This window comes from Actinoplanes sp. NPDC000266 (assembly GCF_042899005.1).
Classification (GTDB): Bacteria; Actinomycetota; Actinomycetes; order Mycobacteriales; family Micromonosporaceae; genus Actinoplanes.
This window is the reverse complement of record NZ_JBIAZI010000002.1, coordinates 1,090,843-1,105,835: the sequence shown is the minus strand read 5'-3', so window position 1 is coordinate 1,105,835 and position 14,993 is coordinate 1,090,843. Positions and strand designations below refer to the sequence as shown.

The following is a 14,993-nucleotide window of genomic DNA, read 5'->3' as shown; positions in this document are numbered from 1 at the left end:
GCTAGAAGCGGCCGCGCCGGCCGGGCATCCCTCAGCCTGGTAGACGCCTTCCCGATCGGGTGGTCGTCATTCCCTCCGTCATGTTGGTAGTAATTCCGGCGATGCCCGGAATTGCTTGCCCGGCTTATCGGCGGCTGCCTAGCGTGGCATCCGTGACGACGCATACAGTCGAGTCCACAATGGCCACGGTCCGGTCGGGAATTCTCGATCCGGCAGCGGCGCCGGCGGCCAAGGCCGAGCCCGGCGACGACGTTCTCTATCTGGACACCTGGACCAACTGGCAGAACCAGCTGCGGTACGGCATGGCCCCGGCCGACCGGGCCCGGCTGCGCCGGGAGTACCCGGGCTGCCCCTTCCCGATCGTCGGCCCGGTCGAGGTGACCGGCGCCGAGCCCGGCGACGTCGTCGAGTGCCGGCTGATCGAGCTGCGGCCGGGTGACTGGGGTGGCAACGCGTTCCCGACCCGGGCCGGAGCGCTGCCGTACGACTTCGACCAGCCGTACTCGCACGACTTCCGCTTCGACGAGAGCCGCACCCGGGCCGGCTACGTCCAGGGGATATCGCTGCCGCTCGACCCGTTCGCCGGCATCATCGCGGCCGAACCGGCCGGCGACCGGCCGACGAGCGCGCTGGTCGGCGGCTCGCACGGCGGCAACCTGGCGCTGCCCGAGCTGACCGTGGGCTCGTCCTTGTTCCTCCCGGTGGCCAAGCCCGGAGCGCGGATCTGGATCGGCGACATCCACGCCCTGCAGGGCGACGGGCTGGTCGACCAGACCGGCCTCAAGTCCACCGCTGAGCGCCTGCGGATGCGGTACGACCTGCACAAGAACGTGGGCCTCACCCGCCCGCTGGCCGAGACCGGAACCCACTGGATCGGCATCGGGCTGGCCGGCGACCTGGAGGCCGCGCTGCTCGACTGCCTGCGCGGCCTGATCAGCTGGTTCAGCGTGGCGTCCGGCGTCACCCGGGCCGAGGCGTACGCGCTGTGCAGCATGGTGGCCAGCTTCCGGATCACCCAGTACGCCGATCAGAGCGAGATCCACCACGTGGACGTCCCGTTGCCGCCCAAGGGTGTGCACGCCCTGCTGCGCAAGGACGTCTTCCCGGACGATCTGCGCGCCCGTGTCGACCGTTGGCTGCGCCCCCGAAAGGAGCGCCGAGCGCTGTCAAGGTGAGGGATTCCAGGCGTGCGAGCCGCCGGTTAGCGTGCTTTCTGCGGTCGGCGGTGGTCATCGCAATTTCCCGGAGAAGGAAGGCGAAACCGGGTTATGAGTACGACGCATGTGCATTATGTCGAGCAGTTGCTCACCCATTTCGACGCCGATCCGGATCGCGCCGCGATAGTCAGTGGCGGTGTCACCCACACCGCGGGCGAGATCGCCGATGCCATTCGCCGTACGGCCGTGGCGATGAGCCGTCAGGACGTCTCCCGCGGAGATGTCGTGTGCATCCTGACCGAGCCGAACACGGCCGGGACGTTGATCCTGCGCTGGGCGGCCAATCTGGTGGGTGCGACCGCCGCGCACGTGCGGGGGATGAACGCCGTCATCCCGGACGACGAGCTCCGGCTCGAGTTGCAGCGCGCCGTGGTCGCGGATCTGGGCGCCCGGATGCTGGCGGTCGACGCGGCGCACGAGCAGCGGGCCCGCGATCTGCTGGCGGGCTGCGCCGACCGGCCGGTTCTCGCGGTTCTGGGGCCGGGCGGCCCGGACACGGCCGGCCTGACCGCCGATCCCGGTGGGCAGGCCGTGCCTCAGGCCGACCTCACCGACGACGACCTCGCGGTCATCACCCAGACCAGCGGGTCGAGCGGCCTGCCGAAAGGCGTCTGCTGGACCTTCGGCGTCAAGAACGACATGGTCACGACGGCGGCCGGCCGCAGTGGACGGACGACCATCCTCATCACCGCCCCGCTCACCCACTCGAGCGGGTTCAGCGCCGATGACGCGCTCATCACGGGCGGCACGGTCGTGCTGCATCCCGGGTTCGACGCGGGAGCCGTCCTGCGCACGGTGGCCGAGCTCCGGGTGGGCCGGCTGATCATCGGCACCCCGCAGGTGTACGCGCTCGCGACGCACCCGGACCGGCCGGCCACCGACCTGTCCAGCCTCACCGAGCTGATCTACACGGGAAGCCCGGCGGCGCCCCGGCGGCTGCGCGAGGCCCAGGAGATCTTCGGACCGGTCCTGATCCAGGTGTACGGCACCACCGAGACCGGGGTGCTGGCCATGCTGCCGCCCGGCGATCACGGCGACCTCGCCCGCTGCGGCACGGTCGGCCGGCCGGTCAACCCGGCGGCGCTGAGCATCCGGGACCCGGAGACCGGCCTGGCCCTGCCGGACGGCGAGGCCGGCGAGATCTGCGCGATCCCCCGCTGGGCGACGGCCGGGTACTGGCACGAACCGAAGCTGACCGCGGCGCTCGTCCGGGACGGCTGGACCCGTACCGGCGACATGGGGCGCCTCGACGCCGACGGCTACCTGCATCTGACCGGCCGGATCGCGGACATGATGAAGGTCAAGGGCCTCCGTATCCACCCCGAGGCGGTGGAGAAGGTGCTCAGCCAGGCCCCGGGGGTCTCCCAGGCGGTGGTCTGCGGTGTCGAGGGGGCCGACCGGGTGGAGCTCATCTACGCCGCCGTCGTGCCGGAACCGGGCGCCGCCGTGGACCTCGCGGCGCTGCGCCGCCTGGTCGCCGGGACCCTGTCCGAGAACCACGTCCCCAGCCTGATCGAGGTCCGCCCGGAGATCCCGGTGACCGGGCCGGGCAAACCCGACCGGGTCCAGTTGCGGGCCGACGCCCGCTCGGCGCTGATCCGGCCGGCATCCCGGGTGTGAGTTCTCCTCACGGACAGGAAGGCGAAACCGTGCACTATGTCCAGCGGTTGCTGGCCCACTTCGACGCCGATCCGCTTCGCACCGCGCTTGTCAGCGAGGAAGTCGCGCTCACCGCGGGACAACTGGCCGGCGCCACCCGCCGCGCCGCGAGCGTCATGAGCGAGCAGGGCATGGGCCGCGGCGGCGTGGTCGGCATCCTGACCGCGCCGAACACCGCCGCCACGCTGATCCTGCAGTGGGCGGCGAATCTGACCGGCGCGGCCGCCGTGCATCTGCGCTGGGTGCATCCGGACGGCCAGGGCGACGAGCTGCGAGTGGAGCTGCGACGGTTCCTCGGCGCGGACGCCGGTGCCCGCATGCTGGCGGTGGACCCGGCCAATGAGCAGCGGCTCCGTGACCTGCTGCCGGATGCGGCCGGCGGGCCGGTCCTGGGCGTGCTGGGCCCTGGGCAGCCGGGCAGCGTGGATCTCACCACCGGTTCCGCCGGCGGCGTTCCACCCTGTCCGGAGCTCTCCGGCGACGACCTCGCGGTGGTCACTCAGATCAGGCTGCCGGATGGCGTCCGCGCCGGCGTCTGCTGGACCTTCGGCGTCCGCAACAGCATGCTGGCGGCGGCGCCGTGCCTGCCGACCAGAGCGGCCGCGCGGGCCGGCGGCCCGGCCCGGCTGCTGCTGATCACCCCGATCATCCACTTCGACGTCTTCGCCGCCGAGGACACCCTCGTCAGCGGCGGCCTGGTCGTGCTGCAGCCCGGCTTCGTCGCGGGGTCCGTGCTGCGTGCCGTCGCCGACCACCGGATCACCCGGCTCATGCTCGGCGGTCCGCACGTGTCCGCCCTCGCCGAGCATCCCGACCGGGCGGCCACCGACCTGTCGAGCCTGACCGACATCGTCTGCGGCGGCAGCCCCGGGCCGCCGCACCGGCGGCGCGAGGTCAGGGAGATCTTCGGTCCCCGGCTCCGCCAGATCTACGGCACCACCGAGGCCGGGGTGCTCGCCGAGCTCACCCCGGACGACCACGGCGACCCGGACGCCGCCACGACGGCCGGCCGGCCGGTCGATCCGGCCGCGCTGAGCATCCGTGACCCGCGGACCGGTGCACCGCTGGACGGCGGCGAGACCGGTGAGATCTACGCGGCCCCGTCATGGCCGCCGGCGGGCTACTGGCACGAGCCGGAGCTCACCGCGGCCCTGATCCGGGACGGCTGGGTCCGTACCGGCGACGTCGGGTACCTCGACGACGGCGGCCGGCTGCACGTGATCGGCCGGCTCGCGGACATGATGACCATCGAGGGCGTGAGCATCCACGCCGAGGTGGTGGAGAAGGTCCTCGCCCAGGCCCCGGGAGTGTCGCTGGCCGCGGTGTGCGGGATCGAGGACGCCGACGGGGCCGAGCACATCTACGCCGCCGTCGTGCCCGAGCCCGGCGCCGTCGTCGACCCCGGGGAACTGCGCCGTCACGTCGCCGCGGCCCTGTCCGACATCCACGTCCCCAGCCTGATCGACATCCGCGCCAAGCTGCCCAGGACCGGCTGGGGCAAACCCGATCGCGTCCGACTCCGGTCCGACGCCGGGGCCGCACTGGCCCGGCTCGTCAGGCACTGACCAGGGAGGGTCCCGTGAACCGCACCTCCACCCGGTACATCGACCACATCTCCGCCGGCCGGCGCCGCGCATGGGCCGCCGCGGGCCATTATCCGGACCGCGACCTGTACTCCCTGTTCCGCGAGCACGTGCGGCGCGCGCCCCAGGCGCCGGCCGTCATGGACGCCAGGGGGACCGTCACCTACGCCCAGCTCGACCGGACCGCCCGGCGCCTGGCCCGCGGGCTGGCCCAGCAGGGCATCGGCGCGGGCGACGTGGTGGCGGTCCAGCTGCCCAACGCCCGGCTGGCGTGCGCGGTCGACCTCGCCGTCGCGGCGATCGGCGGCATCGTTCTGCCGTTCCCGCTCGGCCGGGGGGACCGGGACGCGGTGAGCCTGCTGAGCCGCTCCGGGGCGGTCGCGGTGATCACCGTCGCCGACCACCGCGGCTACCCCTGCGCGGAGCGCATCCGCGAGCACGCCGGCGCCCTGCCGAGTCTGCGGACCGTCATCGTCGCCGGTGGCCCCCCGGCCGGGACGCCCGGCTGCATGCCGATCGAGGTCATGGGCGTGGCCGCCATCGCGGACGAGTTCGTGCCGCCCGAGGTGGATCCCGACGGCCCGGCGCGGATCCTGGTCACCTCGGGATCCGAGGCGGAGCCGAAGATGGTCCTGTACTCGCACAACGCTCTGGCCGGCGGGCGGGGCGCCATGATGGCCGGCCTGCACCGAGGCGCGCCGGACACGATGCGCAACCTGTTCCTGGTTCCGCTGGCATCGGCGTTCGGCTCCAGCGGCACGCCGGTGACCCTGGCCACCCTGGGCGGCACCCTCGTGCTGAGGCCGGCGTTCGACCCGGTGGCGACGCTGCGCACCATCGCCGAGACCCGTCCCACCCACCTGCTGGGCGTGCCGACGATGCTGCGCATGCTGCTGGACTGCCCGGAGATCCTCGACGCCGACCTCAGCAGCCTGCAGGCCGCCGTGCTCGGCGGGTCCACGCTCGACCAGGACACGGCCCGGCGTGCCGAGAAGCAGCTGGGCTGCACGGTCGTCTCGCTGTACGGCTCGGCCGACGGCGTCTCGTGCAACAGCGGCCTCGGCCTCTACGACGGTACGGTCGGCCGGCCCGACCCGGCCGTCGCGGACATTCGCGTCGTCGGCCCGGACGGGCTCGAGCTTCCGGCCGGGGCCACCGGTGAGGTCGTCGCGCGCGGTCCGATGTCGCCGATGAGCTACGTCAACTCGCCCGGCCTGGACCGCACGCAGCGCACCCCGGACGGATGGACCCGCACCGGCGACCTGGGGACCATCGACGACCAGGGCCGGCTGCGGATCGTCGGGCGCCGCAAGGACGTGGTCATCCGCGGTGGCCTCAACATCAGCCCCGCCGAGCTCGAGTCGGTGCTGATCACCCACCCCGAGGTCCGCGACGTCGCCTGCGTGGCGGTGGCCGACCCGCTGTACGGCGAGCGGGTCTGCGCCTGCGTCGCCACCTCGGCCGAGCTCACGCTGGCCGACCTCACCGCCCATCTCGCCGCGGCCGGTATGGAGCCGCGGAAGTTCCCGGAACGGCTGTTGCGGCTGTCATCCCTGCCGCTGAGCGCCGCCGGGAAGGTGGACCGGCAAGCGCTTCGGGCCCAGGCCGCGCAGCAGTGATCCGACCCTGAATCCGCTACCGACCAGAGGATGTCGCCGCATGACCGAGAGAGCCCCGGAGCCGATCTCGTACCTCAGGCATTGGGATCGCACGGATCCGTTCGATCCGCCGGCGGTGCTCGCCGAGCTGGTCCGCACCCGGCCGTTGACCCGGATGGAATACCCGGACGGGCACATCGGCTGGCTGGCCACCGGTCATGACCTCGCCCGGGAGGTGCTCAGCAGCCAGGCGTTCAGCCACCGGTTCTACGACACCCACGCCCCGGTGACGAAGAAGGGCGAGATCTTTCCGGGCGTCCCGCTCGTGCCGGGCGGGTTCATCCACATGGACCCACCGGACCACACCCGCTACCGGAATCTGCTCAGTGGCGAGTTCAGCGCCCGCCGGACGGCGGCGTACGGCCCGCGGGTGGCCGAGCTGGCCGCCGCGCAGCTCGCCGAGGTGCGGGCGCACGGCTCGCCGGCCGACCTCATGGCCACCTACATCCGGCCGCTCTCGCTGCGCGTGCTGTGCGAGGTGATGGGCGTCCCGTTCGACGGCAGCGCGGTCCTGTCCACCCTGACCGACAGCGCCACCGACGACCGGGTCGGCCTCGAGGGTGAGCGGGAGGCCGGATCGAACGCCTACCTGCACCTGCTGGATCTGGTGGGCAAGGCCCGGGCCGAGCCGGGCGACGACGTCATCGGCCGGCTGGCCGCCGGCAACGACCTGACCGATCGCGAGATCACCAACATGATGCTGATCGTGTTCGCGGCGGGCCTGGCCAGCTGCGAGGGCGCGCTCGCGTCGTCGCTGCTGGCGCTGCTGCACCACGGCGACCAGCTCGGCGCGCTGCGCTCGGCCGCCCGGGCCGGCGGAGCGGGCGGCATCGAGGCGATGGTCGAGGAGCTGTTGCGGTACACGTCGGTCAACCAGTTCCAGATCTTCCGCACCGCCACGTCTGATGTGGAGCTGGGCGGGGAACTCATCCGGGAGGGGGAGACGGTGACGGTCGCGCTGCCGGCCGCCAACCGCGACCCGGCCCGGTTCGGCTGCCCCGACCGGCTCGACCTGGGCCAGGACGCGTCCGCCCACCTCGCCTTCGGGTACGGCGTGCACGCCTGCGTCGGGCAGCGGCTGGCCCGGCTCGTGATGGCCGAGGCGCTGACGTCGCTGGTGCTCGGCCTGCCCGGGCTCGCCCTGGACGTGCGGCTCCAGGAGGTTCCCGTGCGCCTGAAGACTCCCGTGCTGGGCGCGCTGCGCCTGCCCGTTCGCTTCTGAACCCGGACACGGAACGGGCGGCCGGAGGACATCCGGCCGCCCGTTCCGTGTCACCGGCGGGTGCTCACCGCGCGATCGGCGCAGCTCAGCAGCGAGCCGCGGATGTGGTCGTGTATCGCGTCCATCTGCTCGGTGGTGAAACACTGCGTGCTGTACGGCATCTCGAGGCTGAACCGGCCGTAGATCGTGGCCGGCGAGGCGAGCAACGGGCCCGCCCCGCGCTGCGGATCCCACCGGCTGGAAAGCGGGAACTTCGTCATGTCGACGATCTCCAGCCCTTCCGGCGACGGCGGCCCGTCGATCCGGCCGACGTTGGTGAGCACCAGACTGGTCGGCCAGAGCTGGGGGTGGGGGAGCAGCCGGTCCAGGGCCTGCATCTCCAGTGCCGCGTCACCACGCTCGATGCCGGCCCGCAGGCCGGTGGTGAACCGGTGGCCGAGCTTGACCAGGTCGGCGCCGTCGGGCACGTCCAGCAGGTCGCGGTACCACGAGACCATCGGCACCATGGCCTCGTGGCTGAGGCCTGGTGCGACCTGATCGCGCAGGTCGACGGTGCAGAAGCTGGACAGCCGGTGGTCGTCGAACTCGCCCGGCAGCCCGGCGCGTACGGCCGCCAGCAGCGCCGCGGCGACCAGCCCGTTCACCGACACCCCGGCGTCCTTGGCGAAGGCCAGCAGGCCGGTGGTCTCCGCTTCGGTGAGCCGGAGGCGGCGCGAGGTCATCAGGGTCTCGGGCGGGACCGGCAGGGAACCGGCCCCCAGGAACGGCAGCGACGCCACCGGCGCTCCCTCGGCCCGGCGGATCCGCTCCTGGACGTACGCGTCCAGCTCGGCCCCGGTGCGCGGAGGAAGCCAGTCGTCGAGCGGCTTCGGCCAGTCCTGCCGCCGGTCGCCGGGGGCGCTGTAGGTCCCGGACTGGATGTCGATGTACCGCTGCCAGACCCGGCTGCAGAACGCGGTCGCGCTCCGGCCGTCGCAGATCGCGTGATCGACGCCGAACATCACGACGTCCTCGTCGGCGCCGGTCAGCAGGACGGCGCGGGCGAGCGGGCCGCCCAGGTGCAACGGCTTGTTGTACTCCGCGACCTGCGCCCCAGGCTCGTTCGGCCGGACGTGCAGGCGAGGCAGCTCGCTCGGGTCCAGCAGGCTGAGGTAGTAGTCGTCGCCGTCCTTCTCCAGGCGGCTGCGCAGACCCGGCGCCTCCGCCAGGACCGCGGTGAACGCCGCGTCGAGGAGCTCGGCGTCGACGCCACCGCGCACCACGCAGATCTGCAGCCCCTGCGTCCTGATCTCACTGACGTACATCCGTTCCGACCGGGCGATTCGCCGGCGCATGGTTCCTCCTCGTTGTCCGGTCAGCCGACTTCGCCGGCCAGAATGGCGTCGCGGCACGCGTGCCACTCGTCGTCGGTCACGGTGCGGGCCGACTCGATGCCGCCGCGGACGGTCAGGTAGCGGCGGCCCTTCAGCACCACCTGGCCGTCGGAGACGGCCCGGCTGTACAGGCCACCGCCCTCGCCGCCGGCCGCGAGCGCGTCGTTGATCGCCGCCTCGGCGGGCGCCCAGTCCGACCGTTCGCGGATCTTGGGTGTGAAGGCGTAGACCGTGCTCCAGCGGTCGAGCCGGGGGCGGCGCCGCAGCGACAGGCCGTCCCCCTCGGCCACCAGGCGGTAGCGGCAGCCGTGCTGGATCTGGTCGCCGGGTGTGCCGTCGAGGCGCAGCGGCTCGATGAAGGAGGGCCCGGCGTACCCGATGTCCACCAGCCAGGAACCGCCGTCCACACGGGCCAGGATCAGCATGTGCTCGACCTCGACGCCGTACGCCTCGCGTCCCTCCGCCGTCGTTCCGCCGATCAGGCCGGCGTCGAACCCGAGGTCACGCAGCAGCCGCAGGAACAGCCGGGTCATCTGAACGCACCCACCGCCGTGGCCGGCCGCGACCACCGCGTCGAACGTCGCGTCCTCGTCGAAGTCGACCAGGTCGACCAGCCGGCCGCTCGGCGCCGGTACGGCCATCGAGCCCGCGCTGTTGAACGGGATGCTCTCCATGTGCCGCTTGTGCAGGGCGATCAGGGTGGTCAGGTCCGCGCCCGGCCGTCCGGCGGCGGGGTCGAACCCCAGCCGCCTCAGGTAGGTGTCGCTGTCGTACATCTTCCGTCCCCGATCTCGACGACGACCTTGCCGAGGACGCCGGCTTCGACGGCGTCCTGGGCCTCGCCGGTCTGCTCCAGCGGGAACCGGTGGACCGGCAGTCCGGCCTCCTCGCCCACGGCGAACGCCCCGTCGGCCACCGCCCGGGTGATGTCGGCCGACGCGAGGTCCTTGTCGGCCAGGGGCAGCGTCATCACCAGCACGAACTGGAAGCGCAGGTTGCGCCCGATCGCCTTCTTGGCCGGGATGGCGAGCGTGCGGTCGCCCTCGGTGCCGTACACGGCGACGGTGGCGTTCTGCGCCAGGACCTCCATGGCGGTGGTGATGTTCCTGGTCGCCGCCACCTCGACGATGAGGTCCACCCCGTCCGGCGTGACGGCCCGGATGTCGGCCTCCACGGTGTCCGCCCGATAGTCGACGGTGTGCGCCGCCCCGGCCATCCGGGCCAGCTTCGCCTTCTCCGGGCCGCTGACGGAGGCGATCACGGTCGCCCCGGACCAGGCGCCGAGCTGGATCGCCGCATGACCGACCACGCCGGCGCCGCCGGCGACCAGCACCGTCCGGCCGTTCAGGGTGCCCGGTCCGAGCCGGTCGGGGCCGTCCTGCACGGTCATCAGGCAGCGGTGGGCGGCGACCGCGGAGAGACCGAGGCAGGCGCCGGTCTCGAACGAGGCGTTTGCCGGCAGCGGCACCGCCAGCCGGGACGGGACGATGCTGTACTCCGCTGCCGTGCCGTAGGGCCGCTTGTACGCCGCCTCCCACACCCACACCCGCTGGCCGACCCGCTCCGGTCCGACGCCCTCGCCCACGGCGTCGATCACACCACCGCCGTCGTTGTGCGGAATCACCTCGGGGAACATGAGGACGCCGTTGCGGTGCCCGAACCGCCGGCCTTTCCAATCGGAGTGGTTCACCCCGGAGACCGCGATGCGGACCCGGACCTCGCCGGGCCCCGGTTCGGGAACGGGCCGGTCCACCAGTCGGAGAACGTCGCTTTCGCCCGTTGACGAATACGCTATCGCCTTCATGCCGGGAGATTGACGGGTTGTCATTTGTTTTCGAATTCCGATACCAGGGGTCGTAGTGGGGTGAAGTCGTGCCAGGGGTCTTGGAGGATTTCGCGCCAGGTTGCTTCGTGTCCGCGGCGGCGGAGGCGGAAGTAGACGGTGCGGCGGGTTTGGTTGGAGGTGTTGTTTCCGACGTTGTGGCCGACCATGTAGTGCTTGAGGAGCATGTCGCCGGCTTTGGCTCTGATTTGTTCGCGTTCGGGGAGTTTGATGTCGGGGTAGGAGGTGAAGGCGTCGGGTCCGTGTTCGCGGAAGTATTGGGCGTGTTGGCGGTGTGTTCCGGGCCAGACGAACAGGTTGCCGGTGTCGTGGGTGTCTTGGTCGGTGAGGAAGAAGCCGGCGAGGACGGTGAAGGTGCGGGGTGGGTCGTCGGCTTTGCGGGTCATGCCGCCGTCGATGTGGGGCATGCCGCGGTCGTCGGTGTAGGGCGGGTAGGTGAGGGCGACTTGGGTTTGCCAGGGGTATTCCATGGCGCCGTCGCCGGTGAGTTCTTCGGCGAGGGCGAAGGCGGGGGTGTCGCGGAGCAGGGCGGCGAGGGCTGGTTCTTCGTCCCATTTGCCGAACATGAAGTGGGGTCCGGTGTGTCCGTCGGCGGGTGGCTGCTCGCGGAGCCGTTCGTCGATGGCGGCGTTGGCGGCGGCCAGGATGTCGGGGGGTATGACGTTGGGGATGACGATGTATCCGCGTTCGGCGAATTCGAGGAGTTGGTCGCGGGTGAGTTTGCGTTGGACGCTCAGGGTTTGTGAGTCGATGGTTGTGGGTGCGGTGGGGGTGGCGCGCCGGGCGGTTTCGAGGATGGCTTGTTCGATGGCGGTGGTGGGTGAGATGCCGCCGCGGGTCAGGGCGGCGAGGGCTTGTTCGATCCGGTCATCGACGTGAATGGTGATCGTGTTGTTTTCAGCCACGTGCCGAGGTTAAGGCGGATGTGGCGGGGTCTATATCCCCAGTGTTGACAGCAACGTGGTGTGCCGGTCTGTCAGCCCAGGGGATGCCGGTGTCTGTGCGACCCGGTTAGGTTCATGGCAATTCCGCCGGCCAGCCTCCCTTTGGAGAATGCATGCCCGTCCTTGTGATCGGTGCGACAGGTAATGTGGGACGCCATGTGATGGCCGGGCTGCAATCGGCCGGAGTCCCGGTTCGCGGCACCAGCCGTACACCGGACGGCGATGCGCTGGTCCGGCTCGATGTGGACGACCGGGCGATGCTGATGGCCGCTCTCGACGGCGTCGAGAAGGTCTTCCTGTACGCCCGGCCGGAGAGCATCGCCACGTTCGTCAGCGCGGCGCGCTCGGCCGGGGTGAAGCACGTCGTGCTGCTGTCGTCGGCCTCCGTGGTCGACCCGGCCACCAGGCACAGCGTGAGTTCGAGCAGGCACGCCGCGGTGGAGGGGGCGTTGCGGGAGTCCGGGATCGCGTGGACCTTCCTGCGCCCGACCACCTTCGCCGGCCTGAACCTCCGCTCCGCCGGGCAGATCCGCGCCGGCGGGGTCGTGCGAGGCCCGTTCCTGGACGTGCGCATCGCGTCGATACACGAACGGGACATCGCCGACGTGGCGGTCCGCGCCCTGACCAGCACCGGGCACGAGGAACAGGCGTACTGGCTGACCGGGCCGCAGGCCCTGACGCTGCGGCGGCACATCGAGGTGATCGGCGAGGTGATCGGGCGTCCCGTCGAGGTGGCCGAGGTGGCCCCGGAGGACCTCGATCCGAAACCCACGGAGTCCTTCGTCCGCAACATGACCGAGCTTCTGAAGGCCGAGTGTGTCGTGACGCCCGCCGTCGAGGAGGTCACCGGGGTGCCGGCCCGCACGTTCCGGCAGTGGGTCGAGGACCACATCGAAGACTTCCGCTGACGTCCACAGGGGATGTTATGCCTTTGCGAGCCGCCCGACTGAGGCGTGCGCTGATCCCGATCTGGTGTTACCTCCGCCGCGTGGCCGGGCGGGACGCGCACGACGACTGCGAGAGCTTGCAGGCGGCGGGCTGGGTCCGGGTGGTCAGCAGCGACCAGGTCGGCCGCACCGTGGTGGTGCGGCAGCTCAGGAGCGGCGACGTCGTCCGCACGGTCCTGTTGTGGCGCACCCGGTCCGACAAGCCGGTGGCCATGGATTCCGTGTGCCCGCACAAGCCGTTCAGCATGGTCGGGGCGCGCCTGGTCGGTGACGCCCTCGAATGCCCGGTCCACCGCCGGCTGTTCGGGCCGAACGGCTCCTGCCTGAACCGTCCCGACGGCAAGCCCGCCCGCACTGTCGAGGTACGCGAGGCCGGCGGCTACCTCTGGATGGTGAGGTAGCCGCCGGAACGTCAGCGGTCCTCGACGCGCCGGCGTATCCGTTCGATCGGATGGCCGGAAGACCCGGCTTCCTCCAACTCCGCTCCGGAGGGCGGGGGTTGCACCTCCCGATCCTGAGCGTCCAGGCAGTCCCGCAAATACGACACGGCGCTGTCCAGTTCGGCGACGGAGGCGTAGTAGAAAAAAGCGAACGGATTGAAGATACGCATCATCTCGGCCTGCCGTGTTCAGATACGGGTCTCGGCGGTGTACCAGTCGAAGAGTTCCGGCGACAAGGTCCCGGCCAGCCGGCGCGCCAGCTTCTCGAGCGTGTCGATGACGTCCTTGGCCTGGCCGGGATCCTGGATCCCGGCGGCCGCGGCGAGCAGTTCGTCGACGCTCGGATCCCCGCCGTGCCGGGGAATCGGCCGGACGACAGTGCGCCCGGGGACGTCCGGGTCGACGGCGGTGGTGGTGACGGCGTCGAGGTCGCTCAGGGCGGTCAGGAACACCGCTACCTGGCTCGCCGGGAAGCCGGTACGCGCGACGATCTCGCTGACCGTCGTCTCCGGGTGCTCGAACACGTCGGCCATGACGGTGAGCGCGCCGGGAGCCAGCCGCCGGGAACCGGGCGGACCCGGAATGGCTTCCTCGCCGATCCGCATCAGCGTGCGTCCCAGTTCGTACAGCTCGAAGCTGTTCATGCCGGAAGCCTGACGGACGCCGGACGGCCACACCATCCCGCAGCTTGACGGTGAATCCGTCAGCGCGACTGCGCCTCGTTCCAAGAGTTTGATGATGTTCACTACGCTGCGCCCATGGTGCATACGCTGACCCGTCGCCTCGTCGTCGGTTTCATCGCTGTCCTGTTCGGGTGGCTCGGGATCTGGTTGCTCGACAGCCACTGGAAGTCGGATGCCGAGCTGCTGGCCGAGTCGCAGCGCCGCAGTGCCGAACATGTGCTGTGCGATGACAAGGAGATGCATCCGGGCGACGTCTGCATGGCGTTCGGGCGGGGCGCCGCGGAGCGGGGCGGCACCTACGAGGAGATGAAGGCGAAGCAGATTGCCGCCGTGCAGCCCGGAGATCTGCGGACGGACGACCTGATCTGGCGGTTCGTCGCGGTCGTGCCGTTGGTCATCTCGGCGGCGTTGCTGGCGGCGGTGATCGTGGCCTTCGTGGTGGTGGCCCGGGCGCCGGCCGGGCGGCGTTCGCTGGCCGGGGCGCACGGGTGGGCGTACGAGCCGAAGCATTTGACCCTGGCCTCGGAAGCCGGACTGTTCAAGCCCTACACGGCCGGGCGGCCCGACGCCGCCGACGTGGTGGCGGGCGAGCACAAGGGGTTCCCGTTCCTCATCTTCTCCTTCCGGGACACGTCCAAGACCGAGAAGGCCGCGTTCCGGGTGACGTTGCCGATCGCCCTGCCGTACATGCGGGTGCTCGACTCGCCGGAGACCCCGTTCACGTCGGACACCGCCCCGGGCGTACAGGCGTGGCTTGCTCAGAAACTCGGGATCGTGCCGGTGAAGGGAGGCGCTCCCCGGATGGCGTTCTGGGCGGAGGACAACCGGCTGGTCCGCGTCATCAGCCTGCAGTCCAAGCCGAAGAGTATCGAGGCCGAGCTCGACGCCACTGTGGACCTGGCCGAGCGGCTCGTGAAAGCCGCCATGGAGACCGTGGCCGAGAGCGAGGCGAGCGGCTCCGACGGCGGCCGGACGCCCTGACGAGCGGCGACCGCCGGACCCGGGGCGTCTACTTCGCCGGTTTGAACTCCTGGCTGGTCGTCTCCGATCGGCGGCCTCCGGTGGCGCCCTGCCGCTCGGCCTCGCCGGGCGCCGGCGACCCGAACAGGCCGAGCAGGCCCGTCACCCACAGCTGCCGGTGCACGAAGCGGCTGGGGCGGGTGATCACCAGCTTGACGCCCGACACGGCGGCCAGCTGGAACGCGGCGACCAGGGCGCTGATCCCCACCGAGTCGATGAGCGTCACCCGCGACATGTCGATCTCGATGAGGGTGGGCGACCCGTCGGTCAGCACCATGGCCACCGCCTCGCGGACCTCGTAGGCGTTCTCCACGTCGATCTCGCCCTCGAGCGGGATGATGGTGCCGCCGGCCACCGCGGTCTCCGCCTCCCGATGGGACCGCGCTTTGATGTCCTCGAGCCGG

The 14,993-nt window shown here is 71.4% G+C and carries 15 protein-coding genes; 8 read left to right on the top strand and 7 right to left on the bottom strand.

The window, feature by feature from the left end:
- The first annotated feature begins 152 nt into the window (after window positions 1-152).
- The 5 genes from ACFY36_RS11310 (at window position 153) to ACFY36_RS11290 (ending at window position 7,339) form a co-directional block, all read left to right on the top strand.
- Window positions 153-1,175, top strand: coding sequence for an acetamidase/formamidase family protein (locus ACFY36_RS11310; protein ID WP_499745803.1), 1,023 nt, complete (start codon window positions 153-155; stop codon window positions 1,173-1,175).
- A 93-nt stretch (window positions 1,176-1,268) separates the two neighbouring features.
- A complete protein-coding gene (locus ACFY36_RS11305) occupies window positions 1,269-2,837 on the top strand; it encodes a class I adenylate-forming enzyme family protein (RefSeq protein ID WP_499745802.1) in 1,569 nt (522 codons plus the stop codon).
- Window positions 2,838-2,866: 29 nt separating this feature from the next.
- The gene (locus tag ACFY36_RS11300; RefSeq protein WP_499745801.1) at window positions 2,867-4,441 is read left to right on the top strand and encodes a class I adenylate-forming enzyme family protein; all 1,575 of its coding nucleotides are present in this window, start codon (window positions 2,867-2,869) and stop codon (window positions 4,439-4,441) included.
- Between the two features lie 14 nt (window positions 4,442-4,455).
- Window positions 4,456-6,078, top strand: a complete 1,623-nt coding sequence (locus ACFY36_RS11295; protein WP_499745800.1) for a class I adenylate-forming enzyme family protein — start codon at window positions 4,456-4,458, stop codon at window positions 6,076-6,078.
- A 40-nt stretch (window positions 6,079-6,118) separates the two neighbouring features.
- On the top strand, window positions 6,119-7,339 hold the full coding sequence (locus tag ACFY36_RS11290) for a cytochrome P450 (RefSeq protein ID WP_499745799.1): 1,221 nt from the start codon (window positions 6,119-6,121) through the stop codon (window positions 7,337-7,339).
- A gap of 50 nt (window positions 7,340-7,389) precedes the next feature.
- Here the strand turns inward: ACFY36_RS11290 and ACFY36_RS11285 are convergent, their stop codons facing one another.
- Genes ACFY36_RS11285 through ACFY36_RS11270 form a run of 4 tightly spaced genes read right to left on the bottom strand, consistent with a single transcriptional unit; the run spans window position 7,390 to window position 11,460 of the window.
- Window positions 7,390-8,673 carry a phthiocerol/phthiodiolone dimycocerosyl transferase family protein gene (locus ACFY36_RS11285; RefSeq protein WP_499745798.1) on the bottom strand — a complete coding sequence of 428 codons (1,284 nt, stop codon included), beginning with the start codon at window positions 8,671-8,673 and terminating at the stop codon, window positions 7,390-7,392.
- 20 nt (window positions 8,674-8,693) lie between these two features.
- Window positions 8,694-9,488 (bottom strand): arylamine N-acetyltransferase, encoded by a 795-nt coding sequence (locus ACFY36_RS11280; protein ID WP_499745797.1) that lies wholly within the window; start codon window positions 9,486-9,488, stop codon window positions 8,694-8,696.
- Window positions 9,464-10,516 (bottom strand): NADPH:quinone reductase, encoded by a 1,053-nt coding sequence (locus tag ACFY36_RS11275; RefSeq protein ID WP_499745796.1) that lies wholly within the window; start codon window positions 10,514-10,516, stop codon window positions 9,464-9,466. Before ACFY36_RS11275 ends, ACFY36_RS11280 begins: the two co-directional genes overlap by 25 nt.
- Before the next feature lie 20 nt (window positions 10,517-10,536).
- Window positions 10,537-11,460 (bottom strand): phytanoyl-CoA dioxygenase family protein, encoded by a 924-nt coding sequence (locus tag ACFY36_RS11270; protein ID WP_499745795.1) that lies wholly within the window; start codon window positions 11,458-11,460, stop codon window positions 10,537-10,539.
- Between the two features lie 152 nt (window positions 11,461-11,612).
- Here ACFY36_RS11270 and ACFY36_RS11265 point away from each other — a divergent pair, with 152 nt between their 5' ends.
- Window positions 11,613-12,407, top strand: coding sequence for an NAD(P)H-binding protein (locus tag ACFY36_RS11265; protein WP_499745794.1), 795 nt, complete (start codon window positions 11,613-11,615; stop codon window positions 12,405-12,407).
- A gap of 80 nt (window positions 12,408-12,487) precedes the next feature.
- Window positions 12,488-12,847, top strand: a complete 360-nt coding sequence (locus ACFY36_RS11260; RefSeq protein WP_499745793.1) for a Rieske 2Fe-2S domain-containing protein — start codon at window positions 12,488-12,490, stop codon at window positions 12,845-12,847.
- 11 nt (window positions 12,848-12,858) lie between these two features.
- Here the strand turns inward: ACFY36_RS11260 and ACFY36_RS11255 are convergent, their stop codons facing one another.
- Window positions 12,859-13,059 carry a hypothetical protein gene (locus tag ACFY36_RS11255; protein WP_499745792.1) on the bottom strand — a complete coding sequence of 67 codons (201 nt, stop codon included), beginning with the start codon at window positions 13,057-13,059 and terminating at the stop codon, window positions 12,859-12,861.
- 15 nt (window positions 13,060-13,074) lie between these two features.
- Window positions 13,075-13,530 (bottom strand): hypothetical protein, encoded by a 456-nt coding sequence (locus ACFY36_RS11250; protein WP_499745791.1) that lies wholly within the window; start codon window positions 13,528-13,530, stop codon window positions 13,075-13,077.
- Window positions 13,531-13,644: 114 nt separating this feature from the next.
- On the opposite strand from ACFY36_RS11250, the gene ACFY36_RS11245 reads away from it, so the two are divergent.
- Window positions 13,645-14,550 carry a hypothetical protein gene (locus ACFY36_RS11245; protein ID WP_499745790.1) on the top strand — a complete coding sequence of 302 codons (906 nt, stop codon included), beginning with the start codon at window positions 13,645-13,647 and terminating at the stop codon, window positions 14,548-14,550.
- 28 nt (window positions 14,551-14,578) lie between these two features.
- Here the strand turns inward: ACFY36_RS11245 and ACFY36_RS11240 are convergent, their stop codons facing one another.
- Complete coding sequence (locus ACFY36_RS11240) at window positions 14,579-14,944, bottom strand: STAS domain-containing protein (protein ID WP_499745853.1); 366 nt, start codon at window positions 14,942-14,944, stop codon at window positions 14,579-14,581.
- Between the last annotated feature and the right edge of the window lie 49 nt (window positions 14,945-14,993).

What these genes read in the sequence shown, in the direction of transcription:
- ACFY36_RS11250 (WP_499745791.1), bottom strand. Translation starts at nt 13,530, where the DNA reads ATGAACAGCTTCGAGCTGTACGAACTGGGACGCACGCTGATGCGGATC.
- ACFY36_RS11280 (WP_499745797.1), bottom strand. Translation starts at nt 9,488, where the DNA reads ATGTACGACAGCGACACCTACCTGAGGCGGCTGGGGTTCGACCCCGCC.
- ACFY36_RS11290 (WP_499745799.1), top strand. Translation starts at nt 6,119, where the DNA reads ATGACCGAGAGAGCCCCGGAGCCGATCTCGTACCTCAGGCATTGGGAT.
- ACFY36_RS11265 (WP_499745794.1), top strand. Translation starts at nt 11,613, where the DNA reads ATGCCCGTCCTTGTGATCGGTGCGACAGGTAATGTGGGACGCCATGTG.
- ACFY36_RS11245 (WP_499745790.1), top strand. Translation starts at nt 13,645, where the DNA reads ATGGTGCATACGCTGACCCGTCGCCTCGTCGTCGGTTTCATCGCTGTC.
- ACFY36_RS11275 (WP_499745796.1), bottom strand. Translation starts at nt 10,516, where the DNA reads ATGAAGGCGATAGCGTATTCGTCAACGGGCGAAAGCGACGTTCTCCGA.
- ACFY36_RS11255 (WP_499745792.1), bottom strand. Translation starts at nt 13,059, where the DNA reads ATGATGCGTATCTTCAATCCGTTCGCTTTTTTCTACTACGCCTCCGTC.
- ACFY36_RS11305 (WP_499745802.1), top strand. Translation starts at nt 1,269, where the DNA reads ATGAGTACGACGCATGTGCATTATGTCGAGCAGTTGCTCACCCATTTC.
- ACFY36_RS11285 (WP_499745798.1), bottom strand. Translation starts at nt 8,673, where the DNA reads ATGCGCCGGCGAATCGCCCGGTCGGAACGGATGTACGTCAGTGAGATC.